This window comes from Cupriavidus sp. GW822-FHT02D05, from assembly GCF_058802485.1.
On record NZ_JBXAOE010000013.1, the window covers coordinates 160,442 to 180,312 of the forward strand.

Annotated in this window: 19 protein-coding genes and 1 tRNA gene; 9 read left to right on the top strand and 11 right to left on the bottom strand. The window is 65.5% G+C overall.

All coding sequences use genetic code 11. From position 1 onward, the window contains the following. The first annotated feature begins 4 nt into the window (after positions 1 to 4). Positions 5 to 652 carry a maleylacetoacetate isomerase gene (gene maiA / locus AC1RQK_RS18980; protein WP_441632303.1) on the top strand — a complete coding sequence of 216 codons (648 nt, stop codon included), beginning with the start codon at positions 5 to 7 and terminating at the stop codon, positions 650 to 652. 89 nt (positions 653 to 741) lie between these two features. Here the strand turns inward: maiA and ftsY are convergent, their stop codons facing one another. Beyond that, positions 742 to 1,887, bottom strand: a complete 1,146-nt coding sequence (ftsY, locus tag AC1RQK_RS18985) for a signal recognition particle-docking protein FtsY (RefSeq protein ID WP_492375313.1) — start codon at positions 1,885 to 1,887, stop codon at positions 742 to 744. A gap of 60 nt (positions 1,888 to 1,947) precedes the next feature. Here ftsY and AC1RQK_RS18990 point away from each other — a divergent pair, with 60 nt between their 5' ends. The 5 genes from AC1RQK_RS18990 (at position 1,948) to AC1RQK_RS19010 (ending at position 6,588) form a co-directional block, all read left to right on the top strand. Beyond that, on the top strand, positions 1,948 to 3,459 hold the full coding sequence (locus AC1RQK_RS18990; RefSeq protein WP_492810479.1) for a M16 family metallopeptidase: 1,512 nt from the start codon (positions 1,948 to 1,950) through the stop codon (positions 3,457 to 3,459). A 24-nt stretch (positions 3,460 to 3,483) separates the two neighbouring features. Then, positions 3,484 to 4,845, top strand: coding sequence for a M16 family metallopeptidase (locus AC1RQK_RS18995; protein ID WP_492810481.1), 1,362 nt, complete (start codon positions 3,484 to 3,486; stop codon positions 4,843 to 4,845). Positions 4,846 to 4,922: 77 nt separating this feature from the next. Then, positions 4,923 to 5,552 carry a 16S rRNA (guanine(966)-N(2))-methyltransferase RsmD gene (rsmD, locus tag AC1RQK_RS19000; protein WP_183032820.1) on the top strand — a complete coding sequence of 210 codons (630 nt, stop codon included), beginning with the start codon at positions 4,923 to 4,925 and terminating at the stop codon, positions 5,550 to 5,552. Positions 5,553 to 5,769: 217 nt separating this feature from the next. Continuing rightward, a complete protein-coding gene (gene coaD / locus AC1RQK_RS19005) occupies positions 5,770 to 6,258 on the top strand; it encodes a pantetheine-phosphate adenylyltransferase (RefSeq protein ID WP_043343402.1) in 489 nt (162 codons plus the stop codon). 69 nt (positions 6,259 to 6,327) lie between these two features. After that, positions 6,328 to 6,588, top strand: a complete 261-nt coding sequence (locus AC1RQK_RS19010; protein ID WP_150991846.1) for a YfhL family 4Fe-4S dicluster ferredoxin — start codon at positions 6,328 to 6,330, stop codon at positions 6,586 to 6,588. A 100-nt stretch (positions 6,589 to 6,688) separates the two neighbouring features. Here the strand turns inward: AC1RQK_RS19010 and pth are convergent, their stop codons facing one another. The 7 genes from pth to AC1RQK_RS19045 form a co-directional block, all read right to left on the bottom strand. Further along, entirely contained in the window at positions 6,689 to 7,282 is a 594-nt protein-coding gene (gene pth / locus AC1RQK_RS19015) for an aminoacyl-tRNA hydrolase (RefSeq protein ID WP_043343405.1), read from the bottom strand. Between the two features lie 344 nt (positions 7,283 to 7,626). Beyond that, positions 7,627 to 8,229: a 50S ribosomal protein L25/general stress protein Ctc gene (locus AC1RQK_RS19020; RefSeq protein ID WP_150991842.1), complete on the bottom strand. Its 603-nt coding sequence runs from the start codon at positions 8,227 to 8,229 to the stop codon at positions 7,627 to 7,629. A 121-nt stretch (positions 8,230 to 8,350) separates the two neighbouring features. Further along, entirely contained in the window at positions 8,351 to 9,304 is a 954-nt protein-coding gene (locus AC1RQK_RS19025) for a ribose-phosphate pyrophosphokinase (RefSeq protein WP_017229695.1), read from the bottom strand. Positions 9,305 to 9,400: 96 nt separating this feature from the next. Beyond that, a tRNA-Gln gene (locus AC1RQK_RS19030) sits at positions 9,401 to 9,477 on the bottom strand. A 60-nt stretch (positions 9,478 to 9,537) separates the two neighbouring features. Further along, positions 9,538 to 10,416, bottom strand: a complete 879-nt coding sequence (gene ispE, locus AC1RQK_RS19035) for a 4-(cytidine 5'-diphospho)-2-C-methyl-D-erythritol kinase (protein ID WP_492810485.1) — start codon at positions 10,414 to 10,416, stop codon at positions 9,538 to 9,540. Continuing rightward, positions 10,413 to 11,033: a lipoprotein insertase outer membrane protein LolB gene (gene lolB / locus AC1RQK_RS19040; RefSeq protein ID WP_492810487.1), complete on the bottom strand. Its 621-nt coding sequence runs from the start codon at positions 11,031 to 11,033 to the stop codon at positions 10,413 to 10,415. Before lolB ends, ispE begins: the two co-directional genes overlap by 4 nt. 119 nt (positions 11,034 to 11,152) lie before the next feature. Continuing rightward, positions 11,153 to 13,036 (bottom strand): tetratricopeptide repeat protein, encoded by a 1,884-nt coding sequence (locus AC1RQK_RS19045; RefSeq protein ID WP_492810489.1) that lies wholly within the window; start codon positions 13,034 to 13,036, stop codon positions 11,153 to 11,155. 141 nt (positions 13,037 to 13,177) lie between these two features. Here AC1RQK_RS19045 and mutM point away from each other — a divergent pair, with 141 nt between their 5' ends. The 3 genes from mutM to mutY all read left to right on the top strand — a co-directional run bounded on the left by mutM (position 13,178) and on the right by mutY (position 17,580). Beyond that, positions 13,178 to 14,059, top strand: a complete 882-nt coding sequence (gene mutM, locus AC1RQK_RS19050; RefSeq protein ID WP_459372766.1) for a bifunctional DNA-formamidopyrimidine glycosylase/DNA-(apurinic or apyrimidinic site) lyase — start codon at positions 13,178 to 13,180, stop codon at positions 14,057 to 14,059. Between the two features lie 284 nt (positions 14,060 to 14,343). Beyond that, a complete protein-coding gene (locus tag AC1RQK_RS19055) occupies positions 14,344 to 16,287 on the top strand; it encodes a dynamin family protein (RefSeq protein ID WP_492375320.1) in 1,944 nt (647 codons plus the stop codon). A 123-nt stretch (positions 16,288 to 16,410) separates the two neighbouring features. Further along, positions 16,411 to 17,580, top strand: a complete 1,170-nt coding sequence (mutY, locus tag AC1RQK_RS19060; protein ID WP_492810492.1) for an A/G-specific adenine glycosylase — start codon at positions 16,411 to 16,413, stop codon at positions 17,578 to 17,580. A gap of 6 nt (positions 17,581 to 17,586) precedes the next feature. On the opposite strand, the gene AC1RQK_RS19065 is transcribed toward mutY, so the two are convergent. The 3 genes from AC1RQK_RS19065 to AC1RQK_RS19075 all read right to left on the bottom strand — a co-directional run bounded on the left by AC1RQK_RS19065 (position 17,587) and on the right by AC1RQK_RS19075 (position 19,709). Next, positions 17,587 to 18,264, bottom strand: coding sequence for an LON peptidase substrate-binding domain-containing protein (locus tag AC1RQK_RS19065; RefSeq protein ID WP_492375322.1), 678 nt, complete (start codon positions 18,262 to 18,264; stop codon positions 17,587 to 17,589). Positions 18,265 to 18,330: 66 nt separating this feature from the next. Then, on the bottom strand, positions 18,331 to 19,248 hold the full coding sequence (gene rapZ / locus AC1RQK_RS19070; RefSeq protein ID WP_492375323.1) for an RNase adapter RapZ: 918 nt from the start codon (positions 19,246 to 19,248) through the stop codon (positions 18,331 to 18,333). A 119-nt stretch (positions 19,249 to 19,367) separates the two neighbouring features. Then, the gene (locus tag AC1RQK_RS19075; protein ID WP_492810495.1) at positions 19,368 to 19,709 is read right to left on the bottom strand and encodes a PsiF family protein; all 342 of its coding nucleotides are present in this window, start codon (positions 19,707 to 19,709) and stop codon (positions 19,368 to 19,370) included. Positions 19,710 to 19,871: the final 162 nt, after the last annotated feature.

A 19,871-nucleotide genomic window follows, 5' to 3' on the forward strand; every position in this document is an offset into this window, starting at 1 on the left:
GTCCATGCTCAAGCTTTACAGCTACTTTCGCAGCTCCGCCTCGTACCGGGTGCGCATTGCCCTGCAGTTGAAGGGCCTGCCTTACGAGTACATGCCAGTTCATCTGTTGCGCGACGGCGGCCAGCAACTGCTGCCGGCCTACCGGGCGCTGAACCCCGATGCGCTGGTGCCGACCCTGCTGGATGATGATCACGTATTGATCCAATCCGTGGCGATGGTCGAGTACCTCGACGAGACGCATCCCGAGCCGCCTCTGCTGCCGGGCAGCGCGCTCGACCGCGCCTACATCCGCGCGCTGGCGCTGGAGGTCGCGTGCGAGATCCATCCGCTGAACAACCTGCGCGTGCTGAAGTACCTCAAGCACACGCTGGGCGTGGCGGAGGAGGCCAAGGACGCGTGGTATCGCCACTGGGTCGAGCTGGGTTTCGAGTCGGTCAATACCAACCTCGTGCGCTCGGGCAAGGCAGGGCGTTTCTGCTTTGGCGATACGCCGACGCTGGCGGACATCTGCCTGGTACCGCAGGTGTTCAACGCGCAGCGCTTCAATATCGACGTGGCCCGCTACCCGGCCATTGCCAAGGTGTTCGACTCCTGCATGGCGCTGCCTGCGTTCCAGCAGGCCGAGCCCAAGGCGCAGCCGGACGCCGAATAAGCTGCCACGCCAGGTTCGGCAGGCCGCAAAAAGCAAGAAGCCCCGCAAGCGATTGCGGGGCTTTTTTACTGGCGAGCCGGGTGGACTGCTCAGCCGAGCAGTGCGTCGGCGAATTCCTCGGCCTTGAAGGGCTGCAAGTCTTCGACCTTCTCGCCCACGCCGATGAAGTAGACCGGCACCGGGCGCTGGCGCGCGATCGCGGCCAGGATGCCGCCCTTGGCGGTGCCGTCGAGCTTGGTCACGATCAGCCCGGTCAGGCCCAGCGCATCGTCGAACGCCTTGACCTGGGACAGCGCGTTCTGGCCGGTGTTGGCGTCGATCACCAGCAGCGATTCGTGTGGCGCGTTCGGCATCGCCTTGGCGATGACACGCTTGACCTTTTTCAGCTCTTCCATCAGGTGCAACTGCGTGGGCAGGCGGCCCGCGGTATCGGCCATCACGATATCGATGCCACGTGCGCGTGCCGCGTTGACCGCGTCGAAGATCACCGCGGCCGGGTCGCCGCTCTCCTGCGATACCACGGTGACGTTGTTGCGCTCGCCCCAGATGGTCAGCTGCTCGCGCGCGGCGGCGCGGAAGGTGTCGCCCGCGGCCAGCAGCACGGACTGGTCATAGCTCTGGAAGTGCTTGCACAGCTTGCCGATGCTGGTGGTCTTGCCGGCGCCATTGACGCCCGAGATCATCATCACCAGCGGCTGCTCGCGCCCCAGCGACATGGTCTTCTCGAGCGGGCGCAGCAGGTCGGTCAGCAGTTCGCGCAGCGCGGCCTTGACGCCTTCGGAGGTATCGATGCGCTCGTTCTTGACCCGGCGGCGCAGCGCGCTCAGCAGGTGCTCGGTAGCCTCGACGCCGGCGTCGGCCATGATCAGGGCAGTTTCCAGGTCCTCGAACAGGTCTTCGTCGACCTTGACGCCAACAAACAGCGTGCCCAGATTGCGGCTGGTCTTGGATAGCCCGGTGCGCAAGCGCTGCATCCAGCCGCGCTTGGCTTCGGCGGAGGCGGCCGGCGGCGGGGTCAGGACCAGTTCCTCGGCAGCGGCCGGAGTCATGCTCTGGACTGGCTGGATGGCGGTTGGCCGGACGGGAACGACGGCGGCCGGGGCAGGCCCGGCCGCGGGAATGGGGCTTGGTGCGCTGGCGGGCGCCGCGGCCGGTGTGGCGGCGGGCGCCGGGCTTTGCACCTCGGGCGGCGCACTGGCCGGTTCGGCCTTGCGCTTCTTCCAGAAACTAAACATTGGGAAAGGGGTCAATACCCCGGTAGAATCAATCGCCAAAATTCTAGCAGACGGGGTCGCATGAACCATTGTGCTGTCAGGTCCAGGTCGGGCGCCGCCCGTACCGCTTCGCTTCTTGCCGGCGCCGGCGCTGTTCGCCCGGCCGCTTTCTCCCGGCGCCTCGTTCCCACCCTTTTGTTGATCGCGATGCCCTGGTTCGGCGCAGCCTATGCGCAGACCGCCGTGGCGCCGCCGTTGCCGACTGGCCAGGCCACCGCCGCGGCGCAGGCCGATACCACCGAGTTCAAGCTGTCCAACGGCATGCGGGTCATCGTCAAGGAAGACCATCGCGCGCCCACCGTAGCCCACCAGATCTGGTATCGCGTAGGCGGCATGGACGAGGTCAGTGGCACCACTGGCGTGGCGCACATGCTTGAACACATGATGTTCAAGGGTACACCAAAGGTCGGGCCGGGCGAGTTTTCCAAGCAGATCGCCGCATTGGGCGGGCGCGAGAACGCCATGACCAACCGCGACTTCACGCTCTATTACCAGCAGATCAGCAAGCAGTACCTGCCGAAGATGATGGAGCTGGAAGCCGACCGCATGGCCAACCTCATCATCAAGAAGGATGAGTTCGAGCGGGAAATGAAGGTCGTGATGGAAGAGCGGCGCCTGCGCACGGACGACTCCGCGCGCGGCACCGTCTACGAGCAGTTGCTGGCCACCGTCTACACCGCCGGGCCCTACCGGCATCCCGTGATCGGCTGGCCGGCCGACCTGGTCAACATGCGCGTGGAAGACGTGCAGGCCTGGTACAAGAACTGGTACGTGCCCGACAACGCGATGCTGGTGGTAACGGGCGACGTCACGGCGGCCGAGGTCAAGGCGCTGGCGGAGCGCACCTACGGCAAGCTCAAGGCCCGCCCGCTGCCGCTGCGCAAGGACCAGCAGGAGCCGGCGCAGAAGGGCATCAAGCGGATCTGGGTCAAGGCCCCGGCCGAGAACCCCTACGTGGTCTTGGCGTACAAGGTGCCGCGCCTGCACGATGTCGAGAAGGACGTCGATCCCTACGCCCTGGAGGTCCTCTCTGCCGTACTGAATGGCTATGACAACGCCCGCCTGACGCGCGACCTGGTGCGCGAGCGCCGCATCGCCGACGACGTCAACGTGGGCTACGACAGCATCAACCGCGGCGAGTCCCTGATGGTGCTCGACGGTACGCCGGCCACTGGCCATACCACCGAGGAGATCGAGCGCGCGCTGCGCGACGAGATCGCCCGTATTGCGCGCGAAGGCGTCTCACCCGCAGAGCTCAAGCGGGTCAAGGCGCAGGTGGTGGCGGCGCAGATCTACAAGCGCGACTCGGTGTTCGGGCAGGGCATGGAGATCGGCGTGGCCGAGATCGCCGGCATTTCCTGGCGCCAGCTCGACCGCATGCTCGACAAGATCAAGGCCGTCACGCCGGAACAGGTGCAGGCGGTGGCGGGCAAATACTTCAATGACGATAACCTGACCGTGGCGACCCTGCTGCCGCAGCCGATCGACCCGAACAAGGCGAAGGCTCCGGCCGCCGCCGACTCGCTCCGCTGAGCTCTCTAGAGGACAGGACCCAAGATGCCTCTCTTTGCCCCGACGATCCCGTCGCCACGCCTGTTGCGCCGCCTGGCAGGCGCGGCTTGCGGTGCGCTTGCCCTGATCGCCTCGCAGGCCGCGCTGGCTGCGATCCCGATCGAGCAGTGGACCACTTCCACCGGCGCCCGCGTGTATTTCGTGCGCAGCCCGTCCATTCCCATGCTCGACGTCAATATGGATTTCGACGCCGGCAGCCGCTACGACCCGGCCGGCAAGGCCGGCCTTGCCACGCTCGCCTCGGCCCTGCTCGACAAGGGCGCGGCCGCGCAGGATGGCCAGCCGGCCCGCAATGAAGCGCAGGTGGCTGATGCCTTCGCCGACACCGGCGCTGACTTCGGCGGCGCCGCCAGCAGCGATCGCGGCGGCATCGGCCTGCGCACGCTGACCTCCGAGCCGGAGCTCAGCCAGTCGCTCGCGCTGGCCGGGCAGTTGATCAAGGCGCCGTCCTACCCGGATGCCGTGGTGGCGCGCGAGAAGCAACGCCTGATCACCGCCATCCGCGAGGCCGATACCAAGCCCGGCGTGATCGCCGACAAGATGGTGTCGCGTGCGATCTATCCGTCGCACCCGTATGGTGTGTCGCCGACCGAGGCCAGTGTCGAATCGATCACGCGAGCCGATATCGAGCGCTTCTGGCGGGATAATTTCGCGGCGTCGCGCGCCGTCTTGACGCTGATCGGCGCCATCGACCGCAAGCAGGCTGAGACCATTGCCGAGCAGCTGACGCGCGGCCTGCCGGCTGGCGCCACGCCGCCCACGATGCCCCCCGTGCAGCTCAAGATCCCGGCCAGCGAGCAGCGCGTGCCGCATCCGGCGCAGCAGGCCACGGTAGCCATCAGTCAGCCCGCCATTGCGCGTGGTGATCCCGACTACTTTGCCCTGCTGGTGGGCAACTACGTGCTCGGCGGCGGCGGCTTCAGCTCGCGCCTGACCGACGAGGTGCGGGAAAAGCGCGGCCTCACCTACGGCGTCGACAGCTACTTCGCGCCGGCCAAGCAGGCAGGGCCCTTCGGCATCGGCTTGCAGACCAAGAAGGCACAGACCAACGAAGCGCTGGCGCTGGTGCGCAAGGTGCTGGCGCAGTACGTGGCGCAAGGCCCCACCGACACCGAACTGAAGGCCGCCAAGGACAATCTGGTCAACGGCTTCCCGCTGCGCATCGACAGCAATCGCAAGCTGCTGACCAATGTGGCCAATATCGGCTGGTATGGGCTGCCGCTGGACTACCTTGACACCTGGACCGCCCAGATCGGCAAGGTCACCCGTACCCAGGTCCGCGAAGCCTTCCAGCGCCACGTGTTCCCGGACGCCATGGCGACTGTCATCGTGGGTGGACCGGAATAACGCAGTGACAGGCGCGGGCGCCGGGAGGCGTTTCCGGCGCCCGCGCTTTTCCGCGCCGCAGGCTCTACAATCACGGCATGAATTCGCGTACCCGATCTCCCTCGCCCGCAGCCAGCGGGCGATCCCCATCCCCCTCGCCGCGGCAGTCTCCTGCCCAGGTCCGCATCATTGGCGGCAAGTGGAAGCGCACGCCGCTGCCCGTGCTCGATGCCGAAGGCCTGCGTCCCACCCCTGACCGCGTGCGTGAGACCCTGTTCAACTGGCTTGGACAGGACATGTCAGGGCTGGCTTGCCTCGACCTGTTTGCCGGCTCCGGCGCACTGGGTTTCGAGGCTGCCTCCCGGGGTGCCCAGCAGGTCACCATGGTCGAAGCCAATCCGCGCGTGGCCAAGCAGCTGCGCGACAACCAGTACCGGCTCGACGCCCAGCAGATCCGGGTGGTGCAAGGCGATGCATTCGCGACCGCGGCACAGATGCCGTCGGCCAGCTTCGACGTGGTGTTCCTCGATCCGCCCTTTGCCGAAGACTGGCTTGGCCCCGCGCTGGAGCATGCGGCGCGGCTATCACGTCCAGGCGGCGCCGTGTATGTGGAAACGGATCGCGCCCTGATCGGCCCCGACGCGCCCGTGCCGGCTGCGCTGGAGATCGTGCGGCATGCGCGGGCTGGCGCGGTGCACTTCCATTTGCTGCAGCACAGGAACCTTTGAAGGGCCAGTGGCCGCGAGCATTGTGACCGGTCACCTGAACGCAAGATGCGGCGGCGCGGCAAAACCGCGATGTGGCGGCTTGCAAGTGCCGCGTTTAGAGTTACACTACGCCGCTGTCGCCAACGCTCGTCACGCAGCCTTGGCTCCAGCCCTCACCATAGTGGGCGGGGTCGATCGGTCCATCCAGGACCGGCGGCGGGCAGAACAAGGAGGAAGCATGGTCGTCGCGGTCTATCCCGGCACTTTCGACCCAATGACCCGGGGCCACGAGGATCTGGTGCGCAGAGCATCCAATATCTTCGATGAGCTCGTGGTCGGGGTGGCGCATAGCCCCAACAAGCGCCCGTTCTTTTCGCTGGAAGAGCGCATAGGCATTGCCCGTGAAGTCCTGGGCCACTATCCCAATGTGCGCGTCGAAGGTTTCTCCGGCCTGCTCAAGGATTTTGTCCGCAAGAACAATGCGCGCGTGATCGTGCGGGGTTTGCGCGCGGTATCCGACTTCGAGTACGAGTTCCAGATGGCGGGCATGAACCGTTACCTGCTGCCGGACGTGGAAACCATGTTCCTGACGCCGTCCGACCAGTACCAGTTCATCTCCGGCACCTTCGTGCGCGAGATCGCGGTGCTTGGCGGCGATGTCAGCAAGTTTGTGTTCCCCTCGGTCGAACGCTGGCTTGCGGAAAAGATCAGCAGCAAAACGGAATAAGATAGAGTCTTGCAACATGTCGGCCGCGGCCAGTCGGGCGCGGGACATGCTGGGTTCAAAGGAAACACCATGGCACTATTGATCACCGACGACTGCATCAATTGCGACGTTTGTGAGCCGGAGTGCCCAAACGAAGCCATTTCGATGGGGCCCGAGATCTATGAGATCGACCCCAACAAATGTACCGAATGCGTTGGGCACTTCGACGAGCCGCAATGCCAGCAGGTTTGCCCTGTGGCTTGCATCCCGCACGATCCCAACCGCATTGAGACGCGCGAGATCCTGATGGATCGCTACCGTCTCCTTACGGCGGCCAAACGGGCAGCCTGAGCTACTGCTGCGGCTTGCGGCACGGAAGTTCGCAGCAAAAAAAGCCCCATGACCTTCGCGGTGATGGGGCTTTTTGTTTGGGCGCGCGCGTTCAGCGGTTTCAGCGGTTCGTATGCAGTTCCAGCATGGCGCGTTCGGACTCGCCTTTGGCCAGCAACCCAAGCGGTGCGATGCTGCGGTCGATGGCTTCGTCGATGGCCTGCTGCTCCTCGCGGCGCGGCGGCTTCAGCACAAAATTGATCACATCCTCGCGCTCGCCGCCGCCACCGGCCGAATTGCGCGGATGGCCGACACCAATGCGCAGGCGCCAGTAGTCCTGGGTGGTCAGGTGTGCGGAAATGTCCTTGAGGCCATTGTGGCCGCCCGCGCCACCGCCACGCTTGAGCTTGACGGTGCCCGAGGGCAGGTCCATCTCGTCATGGGCCACCGCGATCTCGTCCGGCAGGATCTTGTAGAAGCGCGCGAGCGATACCACGGACAGCCCGGAACGGTTCATGAAGGTGGACGGCTTGAGCAGCCAGATCTCCTGGTCCCACAGCCGGGCACGCGCTGCCAGCCCGTGGAAGCGGCCTTCCACGCGCAGGGTGACGCCGCCCATGCGGGCCAGCTGGTCGACCAGCCAGAAGCCGGCATTGTGGCGCGTGGCTTCGTATTCCGCCCCGGGGTTTCCGAGGCCGACGATGAGTTTGATCATGCGTTGTACTTCTTGGTTGATGGGGCTCGACGCACGAGGCGCGGGGCGGCTGGCAACGGCTTGGCTGCAACTACAACTGCAAAGTCAAAATCAACTGCAGTTTCACCACCCCTGCGGGGCGGCGACCTACTTTTTTGTCTTGCCAAAAACGTAGGCAAAAAAGGCGCGCCATACGGCCTTGGCACACCTTGACGGCTCGCTTCGCATCGCGCATGGGTGTGCTGCCAGAAGCCAAGCATACGCGAACCTCGGGACGAAAAAAAACCGCCGGACGCGCCGGCGGTTTTTTCTTGCGGCTGCGAGAGCCATCCTGTTGCACGGCCCAAAGGCCGCGTTCAGGGTACTCAGGCAGCAGGCGTTTCGCCTTCGGCAGCTTCCGACACGCCGCCGGCCGGCAGCGAGATGCTGGCGATAGCGGGGTTTTCGTCACCGTGGGTGATGGCGCTCACGCCCTTCGGCAGCTTCACGTCGGACAGGTGCAGGGTCTGGCCCAGTTCCGCATTGCCCAGGTCCACTTCGATGAACTCAGGCAGGTCGGCCGGCAGGCACGACACTTCCAGTTCGTTCAGGATGTGGTTGACGATGCCATGGCCCAGCTTCACGCCCGGGGCGTTTTCCTGGTTCATGAAGTGCAGCGGCACCTTGACGTGGATCTTGTCGGTGGCCGACACGCGTTGGAAGTCAACGTGCAGGACCAGCGGCTTGAACGGGTGCATCTGGAAAGCGCGCAGCAGGGCCTTTTCAGCCTTGCCTTCCACTTCGAGGTCGAGAATCGACGAGTGGAATGCTTCTTTCTTCAGCGCGTGGAACAGTGCGTTGTGATCGAGTTCGATCATCTTGGGTTCGGCTGCGCCGCCATAGATGATGCCGGGGGTCTTGCCGGCGTTGCGCAGGCGGCGGCTCGCACCCGTTCCCTGTACGCTACGCTCGAAGGCTACTACTTTCATGATGACTCCAAATGTAAGAGGGCTGTCCGCGACCAGACAGCCCGATGAACCTCGTCACGTGCCGTAGTAGGGGTCTTACTCCCCAAAAACAGCCGCAAACGCGGTAAAGCCTTGAATTCTATCAGGAATCGGCAAACAGCGACATGATCGAGTCGCCCTTGACGATCCGGGTAAAGGTCTCTGCCAGCAGCGATGCGGTCGAGAGCTGGCGAATCTTGCCGGACTGGATGGCATCGTCGCGCAGCGGAATGGTGTCGCACACCACCACTTCATCCAGTTCGGAGTCGGCGATGCGGGCAGCCGCGCCACCGGACAGGACCGGGTGGGTACAGTAAGCGAATACCTTCAGCGCGCCGCGTTCCTTGAGCACCTGGGCCGCCTTGCACAGGGTGCCGCCGGTGTCGATCATGTCATCCATGATCACGCAGTTGCGGCCGTCGACTTCACCGATGATGTTCATCACCTCGGCCACGTTGGCCTTGGGGCGACGCTTGTCGATGATGGCCAGGTCGCAATTCAACTGCTTGGCCAGCGCACGGGCGCGCACCACGCCGCCGACGTCGGGCGAGACCACCAGCAGATTGCCGTAGTTCTTCTCGCGCAGGTCGCCCAGCAGAACCGGGGAGGCGTAGATGTTATCAACCGGGATATCGAAGAAGCCCTGGATCTGGTCGGCGTGGAGGTCCATGGTCAGGACCCGCTCGACGCCGGCAACTTCCAGCATGTTGGCGACCACCTTGGCCGAGATCGCGACGCGCGCCGAACGCGGGCGGCGGTCCTGGCGGGCATAGCCGAAGTAGGGCATGGCGGCAGTGATGCTGCGTGCCGAAGCGCGCTTGAGCGCATCGACCATCACCATCAGTTCCATCAGGTTGTCGTTGGTCGGCGCGCAGGTGGACTGCAGCACGATGACGTGCTTGCCGCGAACATTTTCCTGGATTTCAACTTGGACTTCGCCGTCGGAGAACCGACCGACCTGGGCCTTCCCGAGCGGGATGCCGAGGTGCTGAACGACAGCCTCCGCGAGTTTGGGGTTGGCGTTGCCGGTAAAAACCATCAAGCCTTCGCTGCTCATTCGGTGCACCTGTCTTGCTACTGGAGGGGGAACGATTGCTGCCGGCTAGTGCCGGCAGCTTTTCGTGCAGGTCCGTAAGGACACTGTAGGATGTAATGGCAGGGGAAGAAGGATTCGAACCTTCGAATGCCGGAATCAAAATCCGGTGCCTTGACCAACTTGGCGACTCCCCTACACAACCGGGTACGTCCATCGTCACATTCAACTGCATGCGACGCCGAACGAAAAACTTTTTATGCGAGCGTTGCGAGTGGGTGTTGCGATAAACTCTTCGCACACCTGCCATCCCATTCGGGAGGCAACCGGTCTAGTACCTGCTGCGCAGTTTGCTCGTCGTTAAATCGTGCAAACACGCAGGCTCCGGAACCGGTCATCCTTGCATGTGGACTGTACTGTCTCAACCATTCAAGGGCTCGGGCAACTTCGCCGAACTTCACTGTTGCTATCGCTTCCAGGTCGTTGCGACCGAAACCGAACTTGTTTGTGCATCCAGTGAAGTCCGCTATTATGGTGATCGCCGTATCCCTTGTCAAGCGCTTGTCCGAAAAAATTGCAGCGGTCGGAACATGCTGCCGCGGATGGATGATCACGAACCAGCTTTCAGGCAATTCAACCGTCGTCAGTTCCTCGCCTATCCCTTGCGCGAACGCATTTTCCCCATGCACAAAGAACGGCACGTCGGCACCTAACGAAAGGCCGATGCGCTTGAGTTCGTCGCGTCCCAGGCCCAGCCCCCAAAGATGATTCAGTGCCAGCAGCGTGGTCGCCGCGTCCGATGAGCCGCCGCCGATGCCGCCGCCCATCGGCAACCGCTTGGCAATGGCGATGTCCGCGCCAAAGCGGGTGCCGCCAGCTTGCTGCAAGGCCTGCGCGGCGCGCACGATCAGGTCGCTCTGCGCCGGTACGCCCGGCACGTCGCTGATGCGCTCGATGCGGCCATCATCGCGGCGGAAAAAGTCGAGCGTATCGCTCCAGTCCACCAGTTGGAAAACCGTCTGCAGCGTGTGGTAGCCATCCGCGCGGCGTCCGGTCACATGCAGGAAGAGATTCAGCTTGGCGGGCGCCGCGCAGTCGCGCAGCGCAGGCGGAGGCAGGGGGCGGGCCGTGCTCATTGTGCTTGCTCCGGATCGATGACCAGGCGTACCGAGAGCGGGTTGGCTGCGCCGTCGCGCGCGAGGTCGATGCGGCGCGGGCTCGCCGTGGCCGGCGTGGATGGCGTTGTGGGCGCGGCTTCCTGCCATGCCACGTAGCGCACGGTCCAGCCGTTCTGCGCCAGGGTAGCCAGCCGTCCGCTGTCGTCAAGCGTGGTGCGCGCCGGGCTGCCGGGTGCGGGGCGGGCGTGCAGCCAGTCTCGCAGGCCTGCCACCGGCAGCGAAAATCCGAGCGCTTCCTCCAGCAAGGTATCGACTTCGGGCGCGTTGCGCGGCGGCTGGTTGGGCAGGTCGAGCGTGGCCCCCGAAGGCGTGGAGGTGACCACCGCCAGGGTCTGGCCCAGCGGCGAGATCAGGTCCAGCCGCACATTGCGGCCTTGCTCATGCCATTGGAAGCTGCCCTGCACGCCTTCATCGCGGCCATAGCGCACGTAGTTGGCGGCGAAGCGGCCGCTGAGGTCGCGAGCCTGGGCGGTCTCGCCGGCATCGAACTGCCGCGTGGGCGTGATGCTGGCGCAGGCGGCGAGCCATAAGGGGGCGCTCAGGCAGAGCAGGGCAAGGCGTCGGGATCTGGGCATGGCGTTTGGCGTGCGCGCCGGCGCCGCTGGGCGCCGGGCTGCCGGCCCGGCGCGAGGGCCGGGCGGCGGATGATTGCGGGTGATCGGAATGCCGCGTGACGGCTGCGTACGGCAGGATGCTACTTGGACAGCGCGGAGAGCGGGACGTTATAGCGGCGCAGGGTGTCGATCAGGATGACGTTATCCGGCTCGATCTTGGCGGCTTCGGTCCAGGTCTTGCGTGCCTCGTCCTGCTGGCCGAGTTGCCACAGCACCTCGCCGAGGTGGGCGCCGATTTCGGCCTCGGGTGCCTTGGCGTAAGCGTTGCGCAGCAGTTCGGCGGCCGGCTGCAACTGGCCCAGGCGGAACTTGACCCAGGCCAGGCTATCCATGATGTAGGGATCGTCCGGACCCAGCGCGGAGGCCTTTTCCAGCAGCTTGAGGGCCTCGGGCAGGCGCACGTTGCGGTCCGCAAGCGAATAGCCCAGCGCGTTGTAGCCCTGCTTGGCTTCCGGCTGCATGGCGATCACGCGGCGCAGCAGCTTTTCCATGCTGTCGTAGCGCTTCTCGCGCTCATCGAGCATGGCGAGTTCATAGACCCAGTCCGAGTTGTCGGGCTCCGCCGCGGCGCGTTCATCCAGCACCTTGCGGGCGCGGTCATAGGACTTGGCGTCGATCAGCATGCCAACTTCGGCCTGGCGGATAGCGGTCATGCGCTGCGCGCGCTGGTCGGGCTCGGGTATATCCTCGGCATCGGCCAGCATGTCATTGAATACCGCCTGGGCGTCGTCGAGCTTGCCCATGCGGCCTAGCAACTGCGCGCGCTTGACGGCTGCAGCCGGCGCGAGGCGGGCGTCGTCGATGCGGTCGAGCCAGGCTACGGCTGCCGGGTAGTCCTTCTTTTCCTCGGCGATCTGCGCCAGGTACTGGTAGGCGATATCCGGGCTGGCCGCCGGCACTTGCTCGGCGAGCTGCAGGTATTCCTTCAGGTACAGCTCGGCTTCGTCGTAGCGCTTGGACTGCAGGCTGGTGAGGCCGAGGGCGAGCGGCACGCGCGGATCCTTCGGCGCAATCTTGCGCAGCGTCTCGAACTCCGAGCGCGCGGCTTGCAGGTCGTTTTGCTGCAGGTAGAGGCGGGCCAGCGTGATGTGCCCGTTGACCGAGGCCGGGGCCTTGTCGACGAACGCCTTGAGCCCGGCAATGGCCTGGTCCGGCGCGCTGTCGGCGCGCAGCTCGGCAGCCATCAGCGCGGCGCCTTCGAAGTCGGGACGGATCTTCTGGGCCTCGTCGAGCTCCGCCAGGGCGCCAGGAATATCGTTGGCGGTTTCCTTGGCGCGCGCGAGGGCAAGGTGAGTCTCGGCCGACTTCAGGTCGTTGGCCACCAGGCGCTGCAGCAGCGCGGCCGCGCCGGCGGGATCGCTGGTGCGCGAAAGCTGCTGCTGCATCTGCAGGATGGCCTCCGGCCGCTGGCTCGGCGGCACGCCATTGAGCTGCAGGGCCAGCAGGGGTTCGGCTTCGTCCCATCGGCCGCTCAGGACCAGCAGGGTCGACAGCACTTGCCGCGCGCCGGCGGAGGTGGGCGCAAGCTCTGTCCACAGCCGCGCGGCGTCAAGCGCTTGCTGGGCGCTGCGGGCATTGAACGCGATCTCGGTGGCGCGCTGGGCAAAGCGCGGGTCGTGCGTATTGCGCGCCAGCTCCAGGTACGTCTGGTACGCGGGGCCGACCACGCCGCGCTGGGCGGAGATTTCAGCGGCCAGCACGCGGTAGAGGATGTCCGCGGTCAGTGGCACCGCCGGCAGGGGCATCTTCGGTGGCAGCGGGTTCGAGCGGATTGGCGTGGTGGCCTCCGCGGCGACCTTCATCGCGGGCTTGCCGTCCGCGGGCGCGGCGTGGCTGGCGAGCGGCGCCAGGGCGCAGACTGCCACCGCGGCGGCAGCCGTGGCCGCGAGCCTGTGACGCAGCGGCCGCCGGGGGAAGAGAAGTTGAGCGGTGGTCATCGGGGTACGGTCCAGGCGGTCCGACATGTGGGTGGGTGCTCCAGCACTCAAAGGCGATGGGGAAGGTAAAGGCATTGTAGCCTGCCGCTACAATGCTTTGCTTATCCGCATGGCACCGGCACGGCTGGGGTCTCTGGCGGTTTGAGTGGCACAAAAGGGAGAGGTTCGATGCCTGAGTTGCCGGAGGTCGAAGTGACCCGGCGCGGCTTGCTGCCGCATGTGGTTGGGCGGCGCATTGCCGAAGTGGTGGTGCGCCATCGCGGCCTGCGCTGGCCGGTCGAGCCGGATCTGGAGTCGCAACTGGCCGGGCGGGTGATCGCGCGCATCGAGCGGCGTGGCAAATACCTGCTGCTGGAGTGCGTGCGCCCGGACGGCGAGGCTCCCGGATGGCTGCTGATCCACCTTGGCATGACCGGCACGTTGCGGGTGTTGCCGCAGGCGCCGCCGCCGGGCACGCACGATCACCTTGACCTGGTCCTTGCCGACCCCGACGGTGCGGGCGATGCACAGCCCGGCGCAGCCACCAGCCTGGTGCTGCGCTTTCGCGATCCGAGGCGCTTTGGCGCGGTGCTGTGGAGCCTGCTCGAAGAGTCGCAATTGCCGACCCATCCGCTGCTGAGCAAGCTCGGCATCGAGCCTTTCGACCCACGCTTCGACGGGGCCTGGCTCTATCGCCTGGGACGCGGGCGCAGCGCGGCCATCAAGACCGTGCTTCTCGCGGGCGACATCGTGGTGGGCGTGGGCAATATCTATGCATCGGAAAGCCTGTTTGCCGCAGGCATCCGCCCCACCACGCCGGCCGGGCGCTTGTCTCTGGCGCGTTGCGAACGCCTGGCCGAGGCCGTGCGCGACACGCTGGCCCGCGCGATCGAGCGCGGCGGCAGCACTTTGCGCGACTTTGTCGGCAGCGATGGCAGCAGTGGCTATTTCCAGCTGGATTGCGCCGTGTACGACCGCGCCGGCCATCCATGCCGGGTCTGCGGCACCACCATCCGGCAGATCGTCCAGGGGCAGCGCTCGACGTTCTACTGCCCGAGCTGCCAACGTTGAGTGCGGCGGCGCCGGGCCTGCGGCTCTCGTTGCGCAGGCCGTACGAGAGTGATGATTGCCCATCTTCTTGCGAATGTGGCGCCAACCCGATGGCCCGGCGCAACAGGGAGGGCGGCGGGCGACTCGAATTTCACAAAAATCCGCCGTAAACCTGTATCTTGAAGATACGTAAAAAAGTGTTACAAAGACACCATGTCACCGCCCGAGTGCCGGCCATCGGACATCAAGATGTCAGGCCTGCAGCGCCGTCGCGGGGGCTTTTCGCCAAGCCGATCCCAGTGCCAATGACAACCCTCGCCCTTCAATTCGAACAATACGGCGCCTGGAGAACCGGGGTACTCCATTCCCTGGCCGAATTCCGCTCCTGGCTGCAGCAGCACGATCTCTACGACGCCCAGGCCGACGAACGCGTCCAGCGCATCCAGGGCGTGCTCAAGAGCGACCGGCTCAAGGTGGCGTTCATCGCGGAATTCTCGCGGGGCAAGAGCGAGCTGATCAACGCGATTTTCTTTGCCGACTACGGCCGTCGCATCCTGCCGTCTTCCGCCGGGCGCACCACAATGTGCCCGACCGAGCTGCGCTACGACGAAGCCGAGGCGCCGTGCATCCGGCTGCTGCCGATCGAGACGCGCCTGCAGGAAGCCTCCACCGCCGATTTCCTTGACGTCGATGCGCACTGGCACACCGTGCCGCTCGACCCCTCGTCGCCCGATGGCATGCTGGATGCGTTCCGGCACGTGGTCGAGACCAACCGTGTCACGCGCGAGATGGCCGAGTCGCTTGGCCTGTACAACGAGAACGATCCCGACGCCGCCTACGCGCTCGATGCCGACGGCATGGTCGAGATTTCCCGCTGGCGCCACGCGGTCATCAACTTCCCGCATCCGCTGTTGCGCCAGGGCCTGGTCATCCTCGACACGCCGGGCCTCAACGCGATCGGCACCGAGCCCGAGCTGACGCTGCGCCTGATCCCGGATGCGCATGTCGTGGTGTTCATGCTGGCGGCCGACGCCGGCGTGACCAAGAGCGACCTCGACCTCTGGCGCAGCCATGTGAGCGCAGGCCACCGCAAGGGGTGCCTGGCGGTGCTCAACAAGATCGACGGCCTGTGGGACCCGCTCAAGTCGCCGGCCGAGACCGCGGCCGAGATCACGCGCCAGGTCACCACCAGCGCTCATGTGCTGGGCATCGACGAGTCGCGCGTCTACCCGGTGTCGGCGCAGAAGGGCCTGGTGGCCAAGGTCACCAACGACGACGACTTGCTGGCGCGCAGCGGCCTGCCGCAATTCGAGCACGTGCTGTCTGACCAGCTGATCCCGCAGCGGCGCGAGATCGTCGCCGACCAGGTGCAGCGCTCGGTGGAGGAGATGGCGCGCGGCGCGCAGCAACTGCTGCAAAGCCGCCGCCGCAGCATCGTCGAGCAGTTGTTCGAGCTGCGCGGGCTGCGCGGCAAGAACCACGCGATGGTCAAGCACATGCTGATGCGCGTGCAGTCGGAGAAAGAAGAGTTCGAGCAGAGCATCGCCAAGTTCCAGGCGCTGCGGCTGGTGTTCGGGCGCCATAGCGCGGACATCATCAAGAGCCTGCAGCTGCGCGACGTGCGCCGCACCATGCGCGAGCGCCGCGAGCAGATGAAGGAGCGTTTCTTCTCGCGCGGCATGCGCGAGGACATGGACGCCTTGTTCGCGCGGCTTGGCGAACTGGTCAGCGAGGCGGACCAGAAGATCGCCCAGCTCCACCAGCTCACCGACAGCATGTACCGCCGCTTCAATGCCGAACATGGTTTTACGCTGCCTGCGCCGATCCAGTTCGTCACCGCGCGCTACGTCAGCGAATTGCAGCAGACGCTGGCGTTGGCCCACACGCACTTCGGCGCCATGAACATGCTCACGCGCTCGCGCCCGCAGCTGGTGCAGAGCGCGTTTTCCACCATCGCCACCCGCGTGCTGGAAACCTTCCGCGATCTGAACCGCGATATCGAGATCTGGCTCAAGTCGGTGATGACGCCGCTGGAGGCGCAGGTGCGCGAGCACCAGAAACAGTTGCGCCGCCGGGTCGATTCGATCGAGCGCATCCACGAGGCCACCGACACGCTCGAGAGCCGCATCGCGCAGCTCGAGGAAGTGCTCAACGGCCTGGATGATCGCAGCGGGCGCATCGAATCCTTCTCCAGGCAGATTCTGCAGCCGGACGCCAACGAGGGGCAGCCCAGGGCGTTCGCGGCCTGAAGCGCGGCCGGCGCAAGTCCGGCGGCGAATGCAGGTGGCGAGGGCTGGTGGCGGCGAGGCGGTATCATGACGCGCCGCCGCTTCCGGCGCTGTTGCTGTGTTGCCTTACCCGTCACGTACCCGATGCCCCGCAAGCCCGCTGCTTCTCCTGCCGTTTCATCCGATCTTTCCCCCGCCGTGGTTCCTGCCGATTTCGCCGCGCGCGTGGTGGGCTGGCAGCGCTTGCACGGGCGCCATGACCTGCCGTGGCAGAACACCCGCGACCCTTACCGTATCTGGCTGTCCGAGATCATGCTGCAGCAGACCCAGGTCAGTGCGGTGATCGAGTATTTCCAGCGTTTCGTCGGCCGGCTGCCAACCGTGGCCGCATTGGCCGAGGCCAGCGCGGATGAGGTGATGGCGCTGTGGGCCGGGCTTGGCTACTACTCGCGCGCGCGCAACCTGCACCGCTGCGCCAAGGCCGTGATGAGCGAGCATGGCGGTGTGTTCCCGACCGACCCCGAGGTGCTGGTGACGCTGCCCGGCATCGGCCGCTCCACCGCGGCAGCCGTGGCCGCGTTCAGCGCCGGCGTGCGCTCGCCGATCCTGGATGGCAACGTCAAGCGCGTCTTTGCCAGGTTCTTTGGCATCCATGGCCATCCCGGCGTCAAGGCGGTGGAGAATCGCATGTGGCAGCTTGCCGATGCGGTCCTGCCCGCCAAGGGGCCGGCGCAAGCCGAGGACATGGTGTCCTACACCCAGGGCGTGATGGACCTTGGCGCCACTGTCTGTTCGCGCGGCAAGCCAGCCTGCCTCGCCGCCGCCGCGTCGTGCCCGCTGGCCGGCGACTGCGTGGCGCGCCGCGACGGGCTGACCGGCGTGCTGCCCACGCCGAAGCCGCGCGCCGCCATTCCCGAGCGCAGCACCGTGATGCTGCTGGTCCGCCGCGGCCGCGAGGTCCTGCTCGCACTGCGCCCGGACAGCGGCATCTGGGGCGGGCTGTGGAGCCTGCCCGAAATGCCGGTCGATACCGTGCCCTTCGATGCGGAACTGGCCGAAGACGCTGCGCTGGAACGCGCCCGCGAATTCGGCAATCCCAGCACGGCCAATATGGTCGGCGAGCTCACCCACGTCTTCACTCACTTCCGCCTGCTGATCCGCGCCATTCGCGTCGACGTCACCGGCCTCACCGCGCGCGATGCCGCCAACGGCCCCGCACTACGCTGGCTGTCACTGGACGATCTGGATGCGGTAGGCACGCCCGCGCCGGTGCGCAAGCTGCTGGAGGCGCAAGCCCAAGGGGGATTGTTTTAACGTTGCTTAGAGGATGTGGTGCTGGTGCATGTATTTATGCACGATCTCGATCCGCATGCCCGCGTCCGGCAGCGCCATCAGCATCTGCTTGGCCTTGAGCGGCACCGGCAAGAACTCGCACAGCCGATTGGCCACCCAGCTGGGGTCATCCCACAGGAACGGCTCGCAGAAAGGCAGCTCGCCCGGATGCTCGGCATGGAGCGAGGCAACGATACGCCGCAGCACGGCCAGGCATTCGCCCAGCAGTTCGAGCTTGCAGTCGATGATGTCGGGCGGCAGCAATTCCGCCTGGCCGACCAGCAAGCCGTCCGGGCTCACGCTGTGGCCCAGCAGCCGGAAGCGCTGGCGGCCGCGCGCGCTGATCAGCAGCACACCCAGTTGTTCCATATTGCAGTCGATGATGTCGGCCAGGCAGCCGATCGTCTCGGGCATGGTGGGCTCGTCCGGGCGGGCGACCTCATTGCCGCTGGCGATCAGGCAGACACCGAAGGGCGTGCGATCGCGCATGCAGGCGCGCACCATGTCCACATAGCGCGCTTCGAACACGCGCAGTGGCAGCAGCCCATCGGGAAAGAGTACGGTATGCAGCGGAAACAGCGGCAGGCTATCCAACGTAGGCCCCGCCGAGGTGCTGTGCGGGGCGGCGAACGATGCGGATGAGCCGGGCGTGGCGGGTGAGGACATGCTGAGCCAGCAAAGGTTTCGGGCGAGGATTGCCGAGCCTGACCGCGAAACCTGGCGGTGCGGCGTTTAGCCGCCCGGCGCGAGCTCGCGGTGTCTCACCAGCACATTACCATGGGCGCGAAAATAGTTGGCAAGTCTTTCCGCGATGTACACGGAGCGATGCTGCCCCCCAGTGCAACCGATTGCGACGGTCAGGTAACTGCGATTGTCAGCGATGAAACTTGGCAGCCACTTTTCCACATAGGCGCGTATGTCCTCGGCCATGGCCAGCACCATCGGCTGGCTCTGCAGAAAGTCGATCACGGGCTCGTCGCGGCCGGTCAGTGGGCGCAGTGCCAGGTCGTAGTAGGGGTTGGGCAGCGAGCGCACGTCGAACACCAGGTCGGCGTCGCTGGGCACGCCGTGCTTGAAGCCGAACGACTCGAACAGCAATGTGAGCTTGAGGTCATCGCCGCGCACGAATTCCTTGATCCACGCGCGCAATGTATTGGTGCGCACATTGCTGGTGTCGATGCGGTGCGCAGCCTCCGCCAGCGGGCTCAGGAGCTCGCGCTCCATCTCGATGGCCTCGATCAGCGAGGTGTCGTTGAGTGCGGTCTCGGCGGCACTATCGGCGAGATTCTCGTTCCTGGGATTGGCCGAGAGGCCAGCCATGGCTGCGCGCATCGACAGCGGATGGCGCCGTCTCGTCTCGGAATAACGCTGCACCAGCGCATCGGTATTGGCGGTCAGGAAGACCACCCGGACCTGGTGTTCGGAGGCGAGGTCGCGCAGCGTGCCGGGCAGCTCGTCCAGCGATTCACGGCTACGGATATCGGTGGCGACGCCCAGATGGGTGTAGCCCTGCGCCGCCAGGTACTGGGCCAACTCCGGGATAAACTGCGCCGGCAGGTTGTCGACGCAGTAGTAGCCCGCGTCTTCCAGTACGTTCAAGGCAACGGATTTGCCGGAGCCGGAGATCCCGGTGATAAGTATGATGCGCATAGCACGACAAGCATAACATCAGGTGATGACGCCGTCATGACGGCGCCGTGCCAGAAAAAATGGCGAACCGAAGAGGTTCGCCATTTTTACACGTCCGCGCCGCAAGTGATGCCGGTAGCTTACTTGGACAAGCAGTCGCTCATGAAGGCCTTGCGCTCGTCGCCCTTCTTGCCGGTGGCCTGGGCGTTGCAGGTCTTCATCTTTTCCTGCTGGCTGTTCTTGGCGGGTGCGGCCGCGGGCTTATTGGACAGGCAATTGCTCATGAAGGCCTTGCGCTCATCGCCCTTCTTGCCGGTGGCCTGCGTGTTGCAAGCCTTCATCTTGTCCTGCTGGGAGTTAGGTGCCGCCGGTGCCGCCGGTGCCGCCGGTGCCGCGGGTGCAGCGGCCGGTGCATTCTGGGCGAAGGCGCCGGTGGCAAAAAGCGGGGCTACCAGCACGCACATCGCGATCAATTTTTTCATGCTTGCTCTCCTGGCTGTGGAAAACTTCATGGCTGCTGGCCTGTCGGCTCGGCAACTCGGGGCTGGGCCCAATGCCCATTACTGCACAAAACGGCCTATGCCCCAATCGCGTTGACCATCGAAGCGCGGCCGGATGTAAGCAATTGAAAACGGCCCCGTCGT